12 protein-coding genes are annotated in these 21,194 nt (G+C 37.1%); 6 read left to right on the plus strand and 6 right to left on the minus strand.

Annotation, left to right across the window (positions count from 1 at the left end):
* Positions 1 to 5: 5 nt before the first annotated feature.
* The 5 genes from CQ046_RS16940 to CQ046_RS16960 form a co-directional block, all read right to left on the minus strand.
* Entirely contained in the window at positions 6 to 2,801 is a 2,796-nt protein-coding gene (locus CQ046_RS16940; protein ID WP_105703416.1) for a TonB-dependent receptor plug domain-containing protein, read from the minus strand.
* 301 nt (positions 2,802 to 3,102) lie between these two features.
* On the minus strand, positions 3,103 to 5,061 hold the full coding sequence (locus CQ046_RS16945; RefSeq protein WP_105703417.1) for a T9SS type A sorting domain-containing protein: 1,959 nt from the start codon (positions 5,059 to 5,061) through the stop codon (positions 3,103 to 3,105).
* Positions 5,062 to 5,221: 160 nt separating this feature from the next.
* A complete protein-coding gene (locus CQ046_RS16950; protein ID WP_105703418.1) occupies positions 5,222 to 6,400 on the minus strand; it encodes an acyl-CoA dehydrogenase family protein in 1,179 nt (392 codons plus the stop codon).
* Positions 6,401 to 6,528: 128 nt separating this feature from the next.
* Positions 6,529 to 7,317, minus strand: a complete 789-nt coding sequence (locus tag CQ046_RS16955; RefSeq protein ID WP_105703419.1) for an NUDIX hydrolase — start codon at positions 7,315 to 7,317, stop codon at positions 6,529 to 6,531.
* 16 nt (positions 7,318 to 7,333) lie between these two features.
* Positions 7,334 to 8,518 carry an MFS transporter gene (locus tag CQ046_RS16960; protein ID WP_105703420.1) on the minus strand — a complete coding sequence of 395 codons (1,185 nt, stop codon included), beginning with the start codon at positions 8,516 to 8,518 and terminating at the stop codon, positions 7,334 to 7,336.
* A 176-nt stretch (positions 8,519 to 8,694) separates the two neighbouring features.
* Here CQ046_RS16960 and CQ046_RS16965 point away from each other — a divergent pair, with 176 nt between their 5' ends.
* The 6 genes from CQ046_RS16965 to CQ046_RS16990 all read left to right on the plus strand — a co-directional run bounded on the left by CQ046_RS16965 (position 8,695) and on the right by CQ046_RS16990 (position 19,207).
* A complete protein-coding gene (locus CQ046_RS16965; RefSeq protein WP_105703421.1) occupies positions 8,695 to 11,616 on the plus strand; it encodes a SusC/RagA family TonB-linked outer membrane protein in 2,922 nt (973 codons plus the stop codon).
* 11 nt (positions 11,617 to 11,627) lie between these two features.
* Positions 11,628 to 13,178 carry a RagB/SusD family nutrient uptake outer membrane protein gene (locus CQ046_RS16970; protein ID WP_105703473.1) on the plus strand — a complete coding sequence of 517 codons (1,551 nt, stop codon included), beginning with the start codon at positions 11,628 to 11,630 and terminating at the stop codon, positions 13,176 to 13,178.
* A gap of 2 nt (positions 13,179 to 13,180) precedes the next feature.
* Positions 13,181 to 14,605 carry a glycoside hydrolase family 30 protein gene (locus CQ046_RS16975; RefSeq protein WP_105703422.1) on the plus strand — a complete coding sequence of 475 codons (1,425 nt, stop codon included), beginning with the start codon at positions 13,181 to 13,183 and terminating at the stop codon, positions 14,603 to 14,605.
* 9 nt (positions 14,606 to 14,614) lie between these two features.
* Positions 14,615 to 16,837: a beta-glucosidase BglX gene (gene bglX / locus CQ046_RS16980; protein ID WP_105703423.1), complete on the plus strand. Its 2,223-nt coding sequence runs from the start codon at positions 14,615 to 14,617 to the stop codon at positions 16,835 to 16,837.
* An 81-nt stretch (positions 16,838 to 16,918) separates the two neighbouring features.
* Complete coding sequence (locus tag CQ046_RS16985) at positions 16,919 to 17,728, plus strand: family 16 glycosylhydrolase (protein ID WP_105703424.1); 810 nt, start codon at positions 16,919 to 16,921, stop codon at positions 17,726 to 17,728.
* A 39-nt stretch (positions 17,729 to 17,767) separates the two neighbouring features.
* Complete coding sequence (locus tag CQ046_RS16990; RefSeq protein ID WP_105703425.1) at positions 17,768 to 19,207, plus strand: glycoside hydrolase family 30 protein; 1,440 nt, start codon at positions 17,768 to 17,770, stop codon at positions 19,205 to 19,207.
* Between the two features lie 88 nt (positions 19,208 to 19,295).
* Here CQ046_RS16990 and CQ046_RS16995 read toward each other — a convergent pair whose 3' ends face one another.
* Positions 19,296 to 21,170 carry a DUF3472 domain-containing protein gene (locus tag CQ046_RS16995; RefSeq protein ID WP_105703426.1) on the minus strand — a complete coding sequence of 625 codons (1,875 nt, stop codon included), beginning with the start codon at positions 21,168 to 21,170 and terminating at the stop codon, positions 19,296 to 19,298.
* Positions 21,171 to 21,194 lie beyond the last annotated feature (24 nt).

Genomic DNA, 21,194 nt, shown 5'->3' on the forward strand with positions numbered 1-21,194 from the left:
ATTGTTTATAAATTGAAATTGATTTCCATTCCGAAATAAGGATCATATGCTCCTTTTCTGTTGATGGTAAATCCGTTGATGTTATAAGGGGTATAATAGCTGAATAATCTGTTGACAAACATGGAAACAACCACCGCTTTATTTCTGAAGCTTTTGGTTACTTTCAGATTGAGATTCATTTCCATAGGTCTTCTGGTGGTATTGTATAAATTCTCATTCTGAGAAATCATCAGGCTTTCCAGGATAGTTCCTTTTACAGCATCCGGGTTGTAAATGAGAACAGTACCATTTTGATCTACATAATGGCTAGGAATCCCGCTCATAGGAAGAACTTTTCTCATAGAATACCATGAAAACTGGAATGATGAAGAAAAAACAAGATCCAGGCGTAGAATATAGGTATCCAACATCAGATTGGTATTCAAAACTTCATTCACCGAATTGGGTTCCATTCCTTCATATAATCCAAGATAAGGATAAGGCCTTCCGTTGATCAATAAATCTCTTCCTCTGTAGACCGGAATACTATTACCATATTTTGTGCGAAACCACGCTCCATTTAAAGTAAACCTTGTATTAATTACAGGAATTCTATTGGAGGAATATTGAAATTCAATCCCTTCTTTATCCACTTTGCTTCCATTTCGCTGAGTAGTGTAAAGAAAGTTTTCATTCATTGTCTGATAGGGAAGTGTGTTCACATCCGGTGGGGAAGTGATGGCATCATGATTCAGTACTGAAGTATCATATTTTTTATACTTATACAAAGCATATTCATTCATAGAACGGAATGCATTGCGCATATTTTCTTTAAAAACAGTTACCGAAAGCTGATGTGCTCCCAGACTGAAATCAACTCTTGCTTCAAATTTTTCATTCACAGCGGGTTCTATCTCCGGATTCTGTGGGTTGTAAATCAGTGTTTTATAATTGATTCTTCTGTAATTTGGATTATTATGAAAATAATTCAGCTGCTGGATATCTTTGTAAATAAGTTCTGGATACAGAAGATTGAGATCAGGGAACAGACTTTGTTTTCCATATCCTAATGTTAAAGCTAAGGTTGCCTTTTTATTCATCAAATCAAAAGAGGGAAGTTCCCACTGGAAATTGGCTCTTGGATCTGCATACAATTTTCCGTTCATTTTGAATTGGGAAGGCAAATTCATCATTGTATTCCCTCTGAGTCCTAATGCCAGTATAAGTTTATGTTTACCTGCTTGTAATGAGTTGACAGACTCCAAAAACAATGCAGAAGTCATATAAGCAGGAATATCGCGGTATGCACGCGGTCTGAATGTCGCCTTGGGGTCAACAGGTCTGTAGATGTCAAATAATTGTCCTTTACCCCAATTTTTACTCATTTGCCAGTCAAATCCGGCATTGAACTCATGTGTTACCGATTTATAATTAATCTGAAAATTATTAATCATTTTGACAAACAGATCAAGTGGTTTTCCGTCTACTGTATAATTAGAAATGTAACGAGGTTCAGGATAATACCCATCATATTCTCCTGCAGTTGTTGAGAGAGGAAAAGCCGTTGCATTTTCAAGTTGAATAAATTTAGTCTGCTTGATTTTGTCAAATCTCTGGTTGACTGTTGCCTGAATTTCGGTAGAACGGTAGAATGAAGATTCATTTTTAGTATAATTGAACAGGTTAGAAAGACTCAACAAATGATTATTCACTTCATAAGAATTAAGCTCAGACAAGTCTATATCAGGATCTGATTTTGAACCATCCAGAGATCCTGTATAACCTAGATTACTTTGCCATTTTGCCGTTCCGTGATCATAATTCTTTTCTTTAATGATACTGAGGTGAGCCGTAATTCTTTTATAACTTTCCAAACGGTCTCTTGGGTCGGTCTTTGCATTCAGATAATCCAGACCTGTATTGATTTTGAGATCTTTTTCTTTGTTTTCAAAACCTTTGCTCACTGCAAAAAGCTTACTGTAGCCGTCTGCTTTAAATCTGGCTTTCCATTTTGTATATCCGGATTTGTTCGTGATTTTTACAATTCCTGAAGTCAGGTTTCCATAGATGACGGAAGGGATTCCGCGGAGAACTTCCACACTTTCAATCTGATCTGTAGAAATGGTTCGCATATCTACACCGCTGGTTATATTGAGTCTGCGTTTCAGCCCGTTATTTGTTTTATCTAAAAAATCATAGGAATACTGCAGGTTGGCATTGGAGTTCAGCGGAGCACCATCCACCAAAAAAATAGTTCCCATCGAGGACGTATTGTAATCTGTGCCGGGTCTTCCGGTTTCACGAAGACTGATTTTGTTAACCTGATTAAGAACCGGATCATTTGATCTTCCACCTGGAAGAAGTTCCAGAAGATCGGAAAAACTTGACGGTTGCAAATGTTGCATAGCCCGCTGATTAATGATGGAAGAAGAGGTAAGTCCTTTTCCTTCTTTGGCAGTAATCACTACTTCTTCAATCGTATTGAGCTTTTCCTGAAATGGCAGAGTGAAAGTTTCTGTTTTTGTCACAAATATTTTATTGGAATACCCTGGAATTCCGTTTTTCCAGATTTCTATTTTATATTTTCCAGAAGTAAGTGGAATGATAGCACTTCCTTTATCATCGGTAGATACTGAATAGGAATTTTCTTCATTGGAAATCTTGATTTCAGAACCTTTTATTAAGGATTGATCATTGTTTTTTACTTCAAAAGTGATTGTAAACTGTAGATTCTGTGACTTGACTGCTGTAATCGTAAGGATAAAAATAAAAAAACTGAGAAATCGGAGTCTCAAAGGGAATCGGGGGTCATTATGTATCATCTGGCATTATTCTTTCGGCAAAAGTAGGAGCCTCAATACTAGTTTGCTAATCTTATTTAGAATAATTTAAAATAAATGACAAGAATCATTTTTGTGATTTTAATATATTTTTTTCTAAAAGATAAAATGGAATAGCGTAAAATGATAAATAATAATGGATTACATAATTTTAATAGTTTTAAATCGAAATTTATTTCCAATTCTTTTTTGTGGAGTTATTTTAAATGTGAGACAAAAAAAGCACTTCATCGCTGAAGTGCCAAAAATTAACTTGAAATGAGATTATTGAAGAGGATTGTTGCTAGAGTTTTATTTTTTTATTGATGACTTTTCCGTTAGAAAGTGTGATTTGTACCAGATATACTCCTGATTCCAGGCTTCTGGATTCAAACAATGGCTGGTTTACTTCCTGCTGAACAATCAGAGCACCGGAAATACTGTAGATGCTAATATTTTTAATGTCATTGCTGGCTCTGGCTACAATTTGTTGTTTTTGAGCATAGATATCAGTGTTGTTTTCTGGTGAAGGAGTACCGCCAACCGCTTTACTGAACTGAAGATTATAATAAGGCGTAACTACTTCAAACGTATAGTTTTTATTTTCCAGATCCTGAATATTGATTCCCCCGGCTTCATGATATTGTTTTTGGGAAATACTTTTGATCAGCGTTTTATTTTCGTCAAAAATATTCACTGCAGTAAGTTCTTCCTGATCCACTTTTAATTGGAGAACTGATGCATTCGTAGATTGTACGATTTCGTTTTCAGCAACTTCTTTAGGGGTATTTTTGATGTACGGGATTATTTTGTTTTCATTGTTTTCTGATACTTTTAATAAATAAACTCCGTCTTTTAAAGTTGATAAATTATGGTCATTGGCAGCTCTGCTCTGTGCTTTTTCTTTATTAAAATCTGTAATTTCAACCAGCTGCATATTTCCTAGATCCGGTTTTATCTGTGAAGATAGAAGGGTAGGCTTGTCAGAAGTTTTCTCTGCCGATTGCTTACCGAAAATTGATCCTGCAATAGCCCATTCATTAAGAAGTCCACCGCTTCTCAACGTATTGAATTTCGCATTGGAAGCTAAAGTAAATGGCAGAATTCCTCCCACATGTCCTAGTGGTCCCCAGTAGAAAGAATCCAGTTTGTATTTATTCAGATCCCACCATGGATAATATCCGCGCTGAACATCAATTGTTTTGGAAGTATTTTCCGGCGGAATAGCTAAATCTATAGTAGAATGCCCCAATGTCATCGGTGTTTTATTATACCAGTCGTACACATCCTTAGGCTTCATACATAGTCTGAGCTTGTTATTGGGATTATTGGTGACATCATTCACGAAGCTGGGTGTAAAGAGCTTTCTCCATATGACAGGACCCCACAAAAGTCCGCCATTATCCTGAACAACATGATAATTGTATTTGTCGAGATATTCCGCAGAAATAACTTCTGAAATGTTGTTAGTATAGGTTTTATATCCTGTGTTATTGCAGGTGTGAAGAACATTTGCCAGGAATGAAGTAAACGGATAAATATCTTTTTCCAGGACGCCTTTATTTAAAGTTACTCCGGAAAAATCATACGGTCCGTCTCCCATATACGCATATTTGAATTTTATATTATTGGGATTCGAAATGCTTAATCTTTTTAGGGTAGACATGGCAGCATGTGCACCCTGAGAATATCCGGCTAAGAAATATTCGTCATAACGTTTAATGTTCAATTGTGCCAATACTTTATTGGCAGCAGTAACGAAATCAATGGTTGCACCGGCTTCTGTAGCGTAATCCACATAAGGATGGACTCCGTCACCAGATCCCATACCTACATAGTCAGGTGCCATTAGAATATAACCGTTGAGTACATAAGATAGTTCTACAACAAATCCTGCAGTTAAAGCTCCTTTGAAATTGGAAGGAACATTATCTCTGCTGTCCGTTGTTCCGTGATCTGATACCACCGTTGAAAGTTTGAAAGGTACATTAGGATACATAAGCAATCCGGTTGCTTTTACAAGTACATTGTTTTCATTTTTGGTGTAGTAAGTAATCTTGTATCCTTTCAGACCAATATTAAAGCTGTTTAGATAACTTGAAAATTCCGGTGCATTCTGATCGCCAAGATTATTGGCTATAAAATTGATAACTCCCTGTGGGGTAAGATCCAGTTTCTGTTCGGCGCTTACAACATCGCCGGCTTGTTGTGCAAAATAGAATGGGGCCGCAAGACCCAATAAAAAAGTCGTAATTTTTTTCATATTGATGATTTTTTGTGTTCATTAAGGTAATAACTTTAATAAATTGACAAAAATATTATAGCATCAATAATTATTCATTGAATATCAATTCTCTGAAAAGTGAGTAAAATAAAAGAGTCTGACCATTGGCCAGACTCTTTATTTATAAGTTTGTCTTTTTTTAGAAAGCGTTAATTCCTGTAATATCTAAACCAGTGATTAACAAATGAACGTCATGAGTTCCTTCATAAGTAATTACAGATTCCAGGTTCGCGGCATGTCTCATCATTGGGAACTCACCCATGATTCCCATACCACCAAGGATCTGTCTTGATTCTCTTGCAATTTCAATAGCCATGTTTACGTTGTTACGTTTAGCCATAGAGATTTGAGCCGGAGTTGCTTTGTGGGCATTTTTAAGATTTCCTAACTGAAGACATAATAGCTGAGCTTTTGTAATCTCTGTTAAGAATTCAGCTAATTTTTTTTGCTGAAGCTGGTAAGAAGCGATTGGTTTTCCAAACTGTTTTCTTTCCTTAGAATACTGAACAGCAGTACAGTGGCAATCAATAGCAGCACCAATTACCCCCCATGAGATTCCGTATCTTGCAGAGTTCAGACAAGAAAGAGGTCCCTTTAGTCCGGTTACTCCAGGAAGAAGGTTCTCTTTCGGAACTTTTACATCATTAAATACCAGTTCTCCTGTTTTGGAAGCTCTTAAACTCCATTTATTGTGTGTTTCAGGAGTGGTGAAACCTTCCATTCCTCTTTCAACGATTAATCCCTGTACTTTTCCTTCCTCATTTTTCGCCCATACTACAGCGATATCGCAAAGTGGAGAGTTGGTGATCCACATTTTAGCACCATTTAAAAGATAATGATCTCCCATATCTTTAAAATAAGTTTCCATAGAACTTGGGTCTGAACCATGGTTAGGCTCTGTCAATCCAAAAGATCCGATCATTTCTCCGGCAGCAAGCTTAGGAAGATATTTCATTTTCTGTTCCTCAGAACCGAATTCGTTGATAGGAAACATCACCAAAGAGCTCTGTACTGAAGCAGCAGAACGTACTGCAGAATCTCCTCTTTCCAACTCCTGCATAATCAGACCATAAGAAATCTGATCTAATCCTGAACCGCCATACTCAACAGGGATATAAGGTCCTAATGCCCCGATTTTCCCCAATTCTCTCATCAGATTAGGAATATCTGTATGATTTTGTGCGGCCTGATCTATCTGCGGCATTACAAAACTTTCAACCCAGTCTCTTACAGATTGGCGGATTAGTTTGTGTTCTTCAGTAAGTAAAGCATCAATTCCGTAATAATCAGGGATGCTTGTAAGAGGATAATATGACATGATTTTTTGATTTGGTTAAAAGTAACATTTTTCGTGGTGTCTGAAAAGTTTTTTTAGAAACTTATTTTGTTGTTGGTTTCCAGATATATAATGCTACTTTATTGATGATTTGGGTTAAATTTATATTTTTATGACTCCTCATCATTTGAGATGGGATACTGATTGGTAGAATTATGAACTTCAGTTTTAAATTTGTACAGATAAGGCGCTTTATTGGCTGAACCGTCATAGAGCTTTTCCATTCTGTCAAGGATATTTAAACTTAAAATTTTTCGCTGAAAGTTATTTCTTCTGAATTTCTGTCCTAAAATAGTTTCATAGAGAGCCTGAAGGTCTTTCATTGTAAATTTTTCCGGAAGCAGGTTACTTGCTGCCACTTCCGTATTGATGTTCATTCTCAGATATTCCAGACCGGTTTCTATAATTCTGTCATGATCGAAAGCCATTTTGGGCAGGTTATTCACTTCAAACCATTCACAGCTTTCGTTGAAAGCATCAGGAAAAGTATCTGTTAATGAAAAATCAATAAGGCTGCAATAGCCTACTGTCACAAAGCGCTGGAAAATCCAGTGGTCTTCAGGTACGGTTATTCCTTTATTTTGAAGAAGAATCTGATGAACATTATTTTCTGTACGGTCTATTCTTCCAAACGTGTGAAACTGTTTCAAAAATAAACCTTTAAGATGGGTTCTTTCATATAAAACCCTTTCAGCAGCTTCTCTAAGATCTTCGTCATTGAAAACAAAACCACCTGGAAGTGACCACAGATCCAGATCATGATATTTTAAAAGCAGAACTTTCAGAATATTATTATGAAAGCCGAATATGGTGCAGTCTACAGAAATATGTGCTACGAAATCTTTAGTATCGATAAGTTCCCGAAGCGTTTCTTTACTTTTTGTGTCTTTGATTTTCATGGTAGTAAAAATAAAACTATTTTCTATTTGTGACAGTAAAATATATTAAACTAATCACAAAAAGCAGAATTACAGAGGATAAGATGTATAATGGATAGTAATTTAACAGCTGTTTTTCAAATAAAATGGCCATAATAATTGAACTGACAGAGCTTCCCAGGGAAGAAAAAATCACAATTAGAGATGTGAACAGATTGATTTTATCTTTGTCCACCTGAGCAATCATTTTCGAGTTGATAACAGGGTAGAGTGGCGAAAGGAACAGACCAATAACCGGAAACAAAAAAAGAAGCATTCTGGAATCTTCTGATTCAAAATATTGTATGCTAACGATAGTGACCAGTAATGCGATGATCAGAATCATGCATGTAATGTAATATTTTGGCAGTGCAAATCTTTTGATAATATTAGCAGTAGCCGTTCTTCCGGCATAAGAAAAAAGGGATAGGAAAGAAGTAGCCTGAAGAGCAAAAAAAGAATTGACTTTCAGATGGTTTTTGTAAAAAGAAGGCAGCCACGAATTGAATCCCTGTTCTACAAAAACGATAAAAAATACGACTCCTAGAAATAAAGCTACAGCTGGGGTAGTAAATCCTGATAACTCAGAGAGAATACTTTTGTTTTCCATAGGCTTGGATTCTACTATTTCTATTTTTGAAAGCAGAAAGATGGTAAACACAGCTAGTAAAGCAATTAATAAGAAGCCAAATTTCCAGAATTCTGAATACTGACTGGAAATGATCCACCCAAATCCGGTATTCACCACGAAAATTCCGATCATAAAAGACGCTTCCACATTATTCATGGTTTTGGCCAAGGATTTTTCATCCGAAATATTATTCCTGATGATCCCAAAAACACAGATCTTACCAATGGCAAAACAGGCTCCTATGATAGCAAACCACAATTTATAAAACCAGAAAACTTCTACAAATGGAAGAAGGCAAGAGCAGAGCCCAACAATCGTCAAAGCTAAAATCAATGCTTTTTTAGGTCCGGTTTTGTTAATAAAGCTCACCGCAAAAAGCGAAATAAAAGCAATAGGTAAATCTTTAAAAGACTCCAGCAGCCCCAGTTCTCCATAAGTGATTTTCTCCTGAGATAACTGCAGAATCACAAGTCCCATGCAGTTTAAAACCATTGAAAAAATAAGAAAGGTAAGTTTTAAGGGAAGGGAAATTTTAGAAGGCTTGACGATCATTTTGGGAGATAACTTTATTAATTTTTTATGATATTTTATGAAATATTGATGCGAAGATAGGGCTTCTAACCCTGAAAAATAAAAGAAAAATTAAAATATTTATGAATAGAATGTTAATTAATTAAAAAAAAATATATTTTTATTGTCTCAATTTGAGAATTAAACAATAACTGTATATGAATGTAAGAATATCAAGAAGCGTAGGAGTGGTTGCCGTCCTCTATTTTACGGCCAACTTCAGTGCCCAGACCAAACAGGCGAAGGACACACTTGCTAAAGAAAACAAAATAGACGAAGTTGTAGTTATCGGTTACGGTACTCAGAAAAAGAGTAATGTAACGGGAGCTATAGCCAGTATTAAAGCCAGCGACATAGAAAACATTCCATCTGGTAAGCCAGAGCAGGTATTACAAGGAAGGGCAGCTGGTGTTTCTGTTGTAACCAATTCGGGGCAGCCTGGTGCTGCAGCTACTGTACGTGTAAGAGGTATTACCAGTTTTGGAGCGGGAAGTAACAGTCCTTTATGGGTCGTAGATGGTATCGTTGTAGATAATATCGGATGGCTTAATCAGTCTGATATAGAAAGTATTGAAGTATTAAAAGACGGTGCTTCAGCTGCAATTTACGGAGTCTCTGCTGCCAAAGGGGTAATTCTGGTAACCACTAAAAAAGGAAAAAAAGGAAAACTTACCCTTTCTTATAATGGTTTTTATGGCTTTTCAAATGCCTCAAAAAAGCTGGATCTTTTGGATGCTACACAATATGCCAAAATTATCAATGAAGGTTTCGTTAATGATGGAGGAGCGCCTAGATTCACTAATCCGGAATCACTTGGAAAAGGAACAAACTGGCAGGATGCTATTTTCGGAACAGGTGAAAAATCGTCTCATGAAGTAAGCATTACTGGTGGTAATGAAAAATCAACATACTATACATCATTTGGATATTTTGATCAGAGTGGTATTGTACTGAGTGATATTTCTTATTACAAAAGAATCAATGCCAGATTTAACTCAACACATAAAGTTACAGACTACCTGACGTTAGGTCAAACCTTTGCATATACCCATGTGAAATCTCAGGGAGTAAGTGCAAACGAGGAATACGGGGGGCCGTTGGCTTCAGCCGTTAATCTGGATCCTACCACTCCAGTTGTTGTAACAGATTGGTCAATGGTAGATCCGAGCGGCTATACCAATCCGTATATCATTCGTGATTCTGAAGGTCGTCCATATGGAATTTCAAGATATGTAAATCAGGAAATGACCAATCCACAGGCTTTCCGTCACATACAACAAGGAAATTATAACTGGTCAGATGATTTTGTAGGAAATGTTTTTGCTGAACTTAAATTTCTTGAGCATTTTACATTTAAGTCCAGCTTGAATGGAAAAAAATCCTATTGGGGAAGCCGTTCTTTTACTCCGAAATATTATTTAAGTCCAAACTATAACAATACCAGCTTCAACAGTTTGAATAAGGTGGACGAAAATAAATTTGAGTGGAGTATGGAAAATACGCTGACATATCAGAATAAGTTTGGAGATCATAATATCAATATTATGGTTGGGCAGGGAGTTTACCGATACAACATTGCTGGTGGAGCTAGTTTGACATATAGTAACCTACCTATTGATAATTGGCAGGATGCTTCCTTCAATTTCAATATTCCGCAGGATAATATTACTGCCACAGGATGGGATGGTATTCAAACCCGTAAAGCATCTTATTTTGGTAGAATTATTTACGATTATGCAGACAAATATTTGTTCACCGGAACAATTCGTAGAGATGGATCTTCAAAATTTGCGACCAATCAGCATTGGGGAACTTTCCCATCTATGTCATTAGGGTGGAATGTTCATAAGGAAAACTTCTGGCCTGAGAATAAAGTAATCAACAACTTAAAACTAAGAGGAGGTTATGGAGTTTTAGGTAATGATGAGATGGATAATTTCAGATTTGCAAGTTTCATGGTTTCAGGAAGTAACTATACCAACTCTGGAAATAATATCATCATTGGATATGCACCAAGTACACTGGAAAACCCAAATCTAAAATGGGAACAGACCAGTCAGCTGAATATTGCTGCTGATTTAAAATTATTCAACAATTTTACCCTTACAGCAGACTGGTACAAAAAGAAAACAACTGATATCCTTAGACAGATCAATATCCCTGGTTATGTAGGAGTTCCGAATTTACCTTGGTCAAACGTAGGAGATATGCAGAATACCGGACTGGAACTTGAATTAGGCTACAAAAAGAACTGGGAAGATTTCGGAATTTCAGTTAATGGTAACTTCGCTACCATAAAGAATGAAGTTTTGAGATTGGAAGATGATATTAAATACTTCAACCTGGCTTCTTTCCAAACCATGGGAGCGGTATCCAGAGTAGCAGTAGGACAGCCTTACGGATCATTTTACGGACAAACTTATAGTGGTGTTTTCCAGAATCAGACACAGATCGACAACTATGTAAATGCGAATGGAGTAAAATTACTACCTGATGCCAAACCGGGAGACTTTATCTGGCAGGATAATAACGGAGATGGTAAAATTGATGATGAAGATAAAGTAAACTTAGGAAGCTCTATCCCGAAATATACTTTCGGACTTACCGTAAATCTTAATTATAAGAATTTTGATTTGATGATGTTCGCACAAGGACAGGCTGGTAACAAGATTTTCCAAGGTCTAAGAAGATTAGATATGCTTGATGCCAATTACCAGACAAAAATCTTAGACAGATGGACAGGTGAAGGATCTACCAATGATAACCCAAGAGTTACCCGTAATGACCCTAATCATAACTATTCATGGATGTCCAATTATTATCTTCAGAAAGGAGATTATGTACGCTTGAAAATCGTTCAGTTAGGTTATACCATTCCTAAGGATGTTACCCAACGTTTCGGAATGAGCAAAGTAAGATTGTACATCACTGGAGAAAACCTTGTTACATTTACAAAATATACAGGATATGATCCGGAAATTGCAGGAAGAAATAACTCTGAGCAAGATATTATTGGTGTAGACAGAGCTTACTATCCACAGGCGAGAACATTCCTGATAGGTGCTAATATTCAATTTTAATGATTAACAAAATGAAAAATAAGAATTTTATATATAAAGGACTTGCCGTTGCATTTCTGACAGGTCTGAGTTTTACCAATATGGGGTGCAGCGATTCCTATCTGGATAATGTGCAGAATTCAGGATCTTTTAATACTGATTTGTATTTTCAGAATGAACAGCAATCTTTTAGCGCATTAGTTTCTGTATATGATCTTTTAAGAAAATATTCAGGTGGATTTGAGAATAGCGTTACTTTCTTTAATGCAGGGTCTGATGATTTTTATTCAGGAGGAGGAAACTCTAATGATGGAGCAGGAATTCAGGGATTGAATAACTATATGATAAACCCGAATACAATGCCAGCCAGTTACTGGAGAGACTATTATCAGGGAATTGCACGTGCTAACCTTTTAATAGAAAGAGTTCCGGGTGCTAATATGGGTGATGATATTAAGAAAAGATATATCGCAGAAGCAAAAGTTCTTCGTTCCTTATATTATTTCGAACTGCTAAGAATGTTTGGAAATATTCCTTTGATTCTTAAATCCGTAAAATTTGATGATAACTATTGGAATATTCCACAAGCTAATCCAAGTGATGTATATACTCAGATAGAAGGTGATATCAATGCTGCCATTCCGGATTTAATGATGGTATCAAGCGGGAATGATAAAGGAAGAATCACACAGGGAACAGCAAGAGCTATTTTAGGTAAAATCTATCTTTATGATAAAAAAATGCCTCAAGCAGCAGCTCAGTTTGCTGAGGTAAATGGTACTCCGGGAGGAACCAGCCAATATGGGTATAAACTGGTAGCGAACTATGCAGACTTATTTAAAGTAGGTCCTGAATTATCAGATCCTTATAAATTTTCAACAGAATCTATTCTGGAAGTAATGCATACCAATAAAGGAAATTCCGATTGGGGATTCTGGGGACAGGGTAAAGATGAAGGAAACTCTATCAATGTAATGGTAGGACCTCGTTCTTACTCACTAAAAAATATCCCGAATAATGATGCACCGGATATCTATTCAGGCTGGGCATTTAATACTGTAACAGAGAATTTTGTTACTTTCATGCAGGGAGATCCAAGGCTGGATGTTACTGTTTTCAATGCAAAAAAACTGGTAACAGATGGTAAAATCTCTTACAGTCCTGCTTTTGCGGATACAGGGTATTTCTTAAATAAATACTTACCTACAAATGCTTTAAAAAGTTCACTTCCAGGACCAGCAGAACTGAATTTCCGTCAGAATTATATTGCAATAAGACTAGCTGATACGTATCTCATGGAAGCAGAGGCTTTAGGTGGAGCAGGAGCAAGAGCTCAGGCTTTATTAGACGCAGTAAGAGCAAGAGTTGGATTAGCATCAGTTCCTGTTTCTTTACAGGCTATTAAAGATGAAAGAAGAAGAGAACTTGCAGGAGAAGGACACAGATGGTTTGACCTTGTAAGATGGGGGGATGCTCCTTCCAAGCTTGCATTCAAAGGATTTAAAGCCAATAAAAATGAAATTCTGCCAATTCCGTTCAATGAATTGCCGAATACCATTTTAAAACAAAATCCTGGATATTAAACATGAAGTTTTACAACTTATATAGTTTCTTTAGAGGTGCCGCACTACTTAGTGGTGTGGCCCTTTTTTCTTTATCATGTAACTCCGTTGCTTCCCATAAAGGAAATGAAGTACAGTATTGGCTTACAAAAGGTGATGAAAGTGTAAAGTTACAGCAGCAGACTCCGGTTAAATTTGTAAATAACACCAACGGCTTTCAGAATATTGAAATTGATGATGCTCAAAAGTTTCAATATATTGATGGCTTTGGATATACATTAACAGGAGGAAGTGTTGAGGTAATCAACAGATTGTCGCCTTCCAAAAGAAAAGCACTGCTTAACGAACTTTTTGGAACTGATAAAAATTCAATCTCCATCAGCTATTTAAGACTAAGCATAGGTGCTTCTGATCTTGATGGCGAAGTATTTTCTTACGATGATCTGCCGCAAGGACAGACCGATGCTTCACTTTCAAAATTCAGTCTTGCAAGAGATAAAGCTTTGATTTCTATGTTGAAAGAAATTTTAGCAATCAATCCAAAAATTAAAATCATTGCTGCTCCGTGGTCGGCTCCGGTTTGGATGAAAGACAACGGAAAATCAAAAGGAGGAAGTCTGAAACCTGAATTCTACGGAACATATGCGCAATACTTTGTAAAATACATTCAGGAAATGAAAAAAGAAGGCATCACCATTGATGCTGTAACTCCTCAGAATGAGCCTTTACATCCGGGAAACAATCCGAGTTTGTATATGCCGTCTGAACAACAAGGCGATTTTATTAAGAACAACCTTGGTCCGGTTTTTAAAACTAATGGAATCTCTACCAAAATTGTTGTTTACGACCACAATTGCAATAAACCTGAATATGCTATTGATATTTTAAAAGATGCAGAAGCAAACCAATATATAGATGGTTCAGCTTTTCATTTGTATGAAGGAGAAATTTCTGCATTGAGTACGGTGCATGAAGCTTTTCCAAATAAAAACCTATACTTTACTGAACAATGGACAGGTTCAAAAGGAACTTTTACTGAAGACCTGAACTGGCATACAAAAAATGTCATCATCGGTTCTATGAGAAACTGGAGTAAAATAGCTCTGGAATGGAACCTTGCCAATGATCCGAAATTTGCACCGCATACAGATGGCGGATGTACAGAATGTAAGGGAGCTATTACCGTTTCTGATAGTGAAAATTTCACAAGAAATGTTTCCTATTATATTATTGCACACGCATCGAAATTTGTTCCTGCAGGATCTCAGCGTATCGCTTCCACGCAGACCGATAAACTTTCCACAGCGGCTTTTAAGACTCAATTTGGGAAAATAGTATTAATTGTTCAGAACGATAATAAAGAAGATGAAAATTTTAATATTAAATTTGCCGGAAAAACCGCTGCAGTAACAATTTCAGGACGTTCTACAGCAACCTATATTTTTTAATTTGATACTATGAAAAGAGTTTATTTCTTACTGGCATTTTCCGCATTTGGATTGAATGCTTACGGACAAAAGACAATTGATCAGAAAGTAGCGGAGCTGCTGTCTAAAATGACTTTGGAAGAGAAAGTAGGACAAATGGTTCAGTACAGTGGGTTTGAATATGCCACAGGACCACAGCATTCTAATTCTGCTGCTGTTTTGGACGAAATTAAAAAAGGAAAAGTAGGTTCTATGCTGAATGTTGCGGGATCAGAAGAAACAAGAGCTTTTCAGAAACTGGCCATGCAGTCAAGGTTGAAAATTCCTTTGCTGTTCGGACAGGATGTTATCCATGGATATCGTACCACATTTCCTGTAAATCTTGGGCAAGCCGCAAGCTGGGATATGGGAATGATTGAAAAATCTGAAAGAATTGCAGCTACAGAAGCTGCTGCTTACGGTATTCACTGGACATTTGCTCCAATGGTTGATATTGCCAGAGACCCGAGATGGGGAAGGGTAATGGAAGGTTCCGGTGAAGATACTTATTTGGGAACAAAGATAGGTTTAGCCAGAATTAAAGGATTTCAAGGCAGAGGTTTAGGAAGTCTTGATGCGGTGATGGCCTGTGCAAAACACTTTGCTGCATACGGAGCCGCTGTAGGAGGGAGAGATTACAATTCCGTAGATATGAGTCTCAGACAGCTGAATGAAACGTATCTTCCACCATTCAAAGCTGCTGCAGAAGCAGGTGTTGCCACTTTTATGAATTCATTCAACGATATTAGCGGAGTTCCAGCAACGGCCAACCAATATATTCAGAGAAATCTTTTAAAAGGAAAATGGAATTACAAAGGGTTCGTCGTTTCAGACTGGGGAAGTATCGGGGAAATGGTTCCTCATGGTTACGCTAAAGATGCCAACGAAGCAGCAGAAAGAGCTATACAAGGGGGAAGCGATATGGATATGGAAAGCCGTGTCTACATGGCAGAACTTCCAAAATTGGTTAAAGAAGGAAAAGTAGACCCTAAATTGGTAGATGATGCAACGGGAAGAATTTTAACCAAGAAATTCGAAATGGGACTTTTCGATGATCCTTACAGATTCAGTAATGAGAAAAGACAAAAAGAACAGACCGATAATCAGGAAAACAGAAAATTCGGAAGAGAATTCGGATCAAAAAGTATCGTTCTTCTTAAAAATCAGGGAAATATTCTTCCACTTTCAAAAACGGTAAAAACAGTTGCTCTGATTGGGCCTTTTGGTAAAGAAACAGTGGACAATCATGGGTTCTGGTCTGTTGCTTTCAAAGATGATAATCAAAGAATTGTTTCACAGTTTGACGGAATTAAAAATCAGCTGGATAAAAATTCCACTTTATTATATGCCAAAGGTTGTAACGTTGACGATCAGGACAAAAGTCAGTTTGCGGAAGCCATAGAAACCGCAAAAAAAGCTGATGTTGTCATCATGACATTAGGAGAAGGTCATGCGATGAGCGGAGAAGCAAAAAGTAGAAGTAATATCGGGTTTACAGGTGTTCAGGAAGATCTACTGAAAGAAATTGCTAAAACTGATAAACCAATCATTCTGATGATCAATGCTGGAAGACCTTTGATTTTCAACTGGGCATCAGACAATATTCCTGCAATTGTGTACACATGGTGGCTGGGAACAGAAGCTGGAAACTCTATTGCAGACGTTGTATTCGGTTCGGTAAATCCTGGCGGGAAACTTCCAATGAGTTTTCCAAGAACAGAAGGTCAGATTCCAGTGTATTACAATCATTATAATACGGGAAGACCTGCAAAAAATAATACAGACAGAAACTATGTTTCCGCCTATATAGATCTTGATAATGATCCGAAATATCCGTTTGGATACGGCTTAAGTTATACAGATTTTAAATATTCTGATATGGCTTTAAGTTCCACAACTCTTACAGGAAATCAAACATTGAACATCAGCGTTACTGTTTCCAATACCGGAAAATATGATGGAGAAGAAGTAGTACAGCTTTATATCAGAGATCTTTTCGGAAAAGTAGTAAGGCCTGTAAAAGAGCTGAAAGGGTTCCAGAAAATATTCATCAAAAAAGGGGAAAGTAAAAAAGTAGATTTTAAACTTACTCCGGAAGATCTGAAGTTCTTTGATGACGAATTAAATTTTGACTGGGAAGGTGGAGAATTCGATATTATGATCGGAACCAATTCTCAAAATGTTCAGACCAAAAGAATTAACTGGACAAAATAAATTGAATTGGATTCAATAGGAGCGGGTTTTAACCCGCTTATTAAGATATAAAAGAGCGGCTTTAGCTAAAACCTAATACATATGAATATCAAAGCTAAAAATCTCATCAAAATGAGTGCAGCAGGAATTTTCTTCTTTTCTGTACTCAACTGTGCCTTAAAGAAACCAGATGCTGGCAGAACACTGATTTGGAGTGATGAGTTTAATGGCAAAGGACTTCCGGATTCATTAAAATGGAATTATGATACCGGAGGAGATGGTTTTGGAAATCAGGAAGCTCAGTTTTATACCAAAAACAGGCTTGAAAATGCCAGAATGGAAAATGGAAATCTCATCATTGAAGCCAGAAAAGAAAATTGGGAAAAGAGTAAATATACTTCTGCAAGACTTTTAACCAAAGGAAAATTCTCTTTTCAGTATGGAACAATAGAAGTGAGAGCAAAACTTCCCAAAGGTCGCGGAACATGGCCTGCCATCTGGATGATGAGCGAAAATATGAAAAAATGGCCGGATGACGGTGAACTGGATATCATGGAACATGTTGGTTTTAATCAGGGATATATCCATGCTTCTGTTCATACCAAAAAATATAATCATATTCAGGGAACACAAAAAACGGATACCCTGTTTGTGAAGGATGCCAGTGAGAAATTCCATGTCTATAAAGCAGACTGGACACCGGAAAAGATAGATGTTTATATAGATAACCAAAAGTTCTTTACCTATGAGAATAAAGAGAAAACCAATGAAGCATGGCCTTTTGATCAGCCTTACTTTATTCTTTTAAATCTTGCAGTAGGAGGGTTTTGGGGTGGGAAAGAAGGCATTGATGATACGGTTTTTCCACAGAAGTATTATATAGATTATGTAAGAGTCTATCAGAATAAATAATGAAAAAGGGGACGAAAGATCCAAAAACAGAAAAAAATCATGAGAAAACTAATTGTAAGTTGTTTTGTAGTAGGTGTTGTCATTAATGTCAATGCTCAGAATTATTGGAAAAAAAATGCAGGAAAAACAGCTAAAGTAGTCCTTACCAACTCGAAAGTGAATGAGAAGATGGTGGATAAAGGAGCCGTTACATTTGCACAATTCGGGCAGCCTAAAGAAACGGATGCCTGTATTTTTGTGGCTCCGAATTTTAAATATCAAAAACTGATAGGAATAGGAGGTGCTATCACAGATGCATCAGCGGAGACTTTTTATAAAATGCCAAAGAACAAGCAGAAAGAAATTCTTGACGCTTATTTTGGAAAAAACGGATTGGGATATACTGTGGTTCGTACTAATATGAACTCTTGCGACTTTTCCAGTGATTCTTATACGTATGTGCAGGATAATGATACTTCACTGAAAACTTTTAATGTTGCTCATGATGAGAAATATAAAATTCCTATGATTAAAGAAGCTCAGAAGGCTATAGGAAATAATTTTACTTTTTATTTCTCTCCATGGAGTCCGCCAGCATGGATGAAGTCAAACCAAAGCTTATACAAAGGCGGAAGATTGGAAAATCAGTATTACCAGACGTGGGCAGATTATTATATCAAATTCATCAAAGAATACGAAAAAAGGGGAATCAATATCTGGGGATTAACCGTTCAGAATGAGCCAATGGCTACCCAAAGCTGGGAATCGTGTATTTACACTGCTGAAGAAGAAGGAGAATTCCTGAAAAAGAATCTTGGCCCAACTCTTTGGAAAAACGGATATAAAGATAAAAAAGTAATGATCTGGGATCACAACAGAGATCTTATTTATCAGAGAGCTACGACCACTTTAAGTGATCCTGAAACAGCAAAATATGCCAGCGGTATCGGATATCACTGGTATGAAACATGGAATAATAAAACCCAGCTTTTTGATAACTTAGCAGAAACGCACAGAGCCTTTCCAGACAAATTTCTTGCATTCACCGAAGGATGTAAAGAGCAGTTCAGTATGGATAAAATCTATGATGTAAGCTTAGGTGAGCTATACAGCAAAAATATGTTGAACGACTTCAACAAAGGAAATGCGCTATGGACTGACTGGAATATTCTTCTGGATGAAACCGGAGGACCTAATCATAAAGGAAACTTCTGCTTTGCCCCAATTATCGCAGATACCAAAACAGGAGAAGTATTCTACACCTATGAATACTATTATATTGGCCATGTTTCAAAATATATCAAACCAAATGCACAGAGAATAGGAAGTTCTTCCAACAGAGCTGCCCTTACATCTTCTGCATTTATGAATGAAAATGGGCAATTGGTAACCGTTATCATGAACGATTCAGACAATGATATCGAAACGAATCTATGGATAGAAGGAATGGCTGCTAAACTAAATGCTCCTGCACACTCAATACAGACCGTAATTTTATAATATCATATTAATATTATTTTTGACAGAATCGGCGGCCTCGAAGAGGCCGCCGATTCGCATTTAAAATATCTTTAGAAATAGGTAAAAACTATTGTACTGAAAATTTCCCGGAAAGAGTTCCGTTACTATTTTTAGCATTATAGAAATAGACTCCTGTTCTCATCCCTGAAGTAGAGATGGTCGTTTTACCTGCCTTTGCCTGTTGGGATTTTAACGTTAATCCTTCTGCATTGATGATCGTCAATTCATATGTGTTTCCGTTTTCAGGAAGATTGATGGTAAGATCTTCCCCTTGTTTTACCGGATTTGGATAAGCGGTAGAGGCAATCTCTTGTTTTACAGAAATTTTGGATGTTTCAGTTGTTACCTGTTCAAGCACCCACTGATGGTTAGCACCTGCTGACCCATTCATGTCTTGATCCCAGATATCTATATTAGTTCCTGAGGTTTGGGAATTACCAGGATTATCCATTGATTTCATATTGGATAATGCAGTTCCTATAACAACTTTATTAGAGGTATAAGGTTTTAATATCCATTGTTGATTATTACCACTGTGTTTTGGATATTGTATCAGCGTAGTACCATTGGTTATATTGGATCCTGGAATATCAATAGCTAAACCTGAAGCACGATTGATAATGATGTAATTATTTCCAGCTTTTTCCAGTTTCCATTGTTGAGCAGTATTGCTGTTAAAAGGGTATTGAACCATTTTGGTATTGGAGGCAGTACTGTAATTAGCTGGGGTAATGTATAGGTCGCTTCCTACACATTTTATGCGGTAATAAGCATTGGGGTCAATAGTGGGTGGTGTTGTAATGTTGCTTATTGTCAGGCTGTTATATCCAAAATTGGAAGTTTGTTTAAAAATATCTTCCAGTACAACACTTACATAATATTTTCCCGGTTGAGAATTTGCAGGAAGTGCTACCTGGGCACTTCTCTGATCTGGGCGAATACCCGTAACCACAGCTACAGGAGTATAAGAATTTGCCCAGCTTGCTTCTGTATATAATGAAACCTTATAGGAAAGCTGTGGGCTTGTGGTTTCTAAGTTAGCCCAATTTACATTCACTTTATTATTAGAAGTATTATAAGATGAAGTAACGCTGGCCACGGAAACTGGTACTGTTGTTCCGGGCTTTGTTCCCGTCTGAGTAATTCCGGTAAATGTTATTGCCCCTCCGGAAGGTGCTGGAGCCGTACCACAGGAAGTTACCTTAATTGCTGTATTGTTAAAGGCTGTTTGAGCTCCCCATGAACCTGTTCCGGCTGAAGCTGTATATCGTGAGGGTTTTGACCAGTTACCTTCTGTATTCATACTCCAGAAATTCCTGAAATATCCGCAACGGGTATCTTTGCTTGCTGCTGTATTCCAGTTTTCTACAAAGCCTCCTAGTTTAGTTCCTGTAAATTTTGCATCATTTTCAGGAGTAACAATAGTAACATAATGTTTCCATTTTCCTGTACCATAATCAAACATAAAGAATCCGATTCTGGTTTTTCCGTCACCGGTAGACCATCTTCTCACAACAGTGGCATACCATGTTCCGGGAGTCCATGGCATTGGATTGTCGGTGTGAAGACCTGTTCCTTCCCCTCCGAAACCATCTACAAGAGTGTTGGGTGCAGTGTATTCTGTAGTACACTGTGGGGTGTTAGTGTCCTGCAAATCCCACATTGAAAAAATGTTGTTGTAGATTTCGTTTTGTTTATACTGAATTCCAGCATAACCACCTCGCGGACCTAAGAAAAAATTCGATGTAGAGTAGTAGGTATTTACTTTTTTGCAGGCGTTGTCTGCCATCACTTCAGAATACCAGAGTTCACCAGAGTTAGCCATATCAAAGCCTTCAATGTACGGTCCCCAACTTGGGCAAGTCTGAGCATTGGAGACATTGAAAAATGAGGATACAGCAATAAGTACTATTGCTGCACAAGATTTAAATTTTTTTTCCATAAATAGATTATTTAATAGCGCTAA

Source organism: Chryseobacterium sp. MYb7 (genome assembly GCF_002979455.1).
Taxonomy (GTDB): Bacteria; Bacteroidota; Bacteroidia; order Flavobacteriales; family Weeksellaceae; genus Chryseobacterium.

Coding starts and splice junctions, on each gene's coding strand:
- CQ046_RS16945 (WP_105703417.1), bottom strand. CDS start 5,061: ATGAAAAAAATTACGACTTTTTTATTGGGTCTTGCGGCCCCATTCTAT.
- CQ046_RS16985 (WP_105703424.1), top strand. CDS start 16,919: ATGAATATCAAAGCTAAAAATCTCATCAAAATGAGTGCAGCAGGAATT.
- CQ046_RS16975 (WP_105703422.1), top strand. CDS start 13,181: ATGAAGTTTTACAACTTATATAGTTTCTTTAGAGGTGCCGCACTACTT.
- CQ046_RS16960 (WP_105703420.1), bottom strand. CDS start 8,518: ATGATCGTCAAGCCTTCTAAAATTTCCCTTCCCTTAAAACTTACCTTT.
- CQ046_RS16940 (WP_105703416.1), bottom strand. CDS start 2,801: ATGATACATAATGACCCCCGATTCCCTTTGAGACTCCGATTTCTCAGT.
- CQ046_RS16955 (WP_105703419.1), bottom strand. CDS start 7,317: ATGAAAATCAAAGACACAAAAAGTAAAGAAACGCTTCGGGAACTTATC.
- CQ046_RS16970 (WP_105703473.1), top strand. CDS start 11,628: ATGAAAAATAAGAATTTTATATATAAAGGACTTGCCGTTGCATTTCTG.
- CQ046_RS16990 (WP_105703425.1), top strand. CDS start 17,768: ATGAGAAAACTAATTGTAAGTTGTTTTGTAGTAGGTGTTGTCATTAAT.
- CQ046_RS16950 (WP_105703418.1), bottom strand. CDS start 6,400: ATGTCATATTATCCTCTTACAAGCATCCCTGATTATTACGGAATTGAT.
- bglX (WP_105703423.1), top strand. CDS start 14,615: ATGAAAAGAGTTTATTTCTTACTGGCATTTTCCGCATTTGGATTGAAT.
- CQ046_RS16995 (WP_105703426.1), bottom strand. CDS start 21,170: ATGGAAAAAAAATTTAAATCTTGTGCAGCAATAGTACTTATTGCTGTA.
- CQ046_RS16965 (WP_105703421.1), top strand. CDS start 8,695: ATGAATGTAAGAATATCAAGAAGCGTAGGAGTGGTTGCCGTCCTCTAT.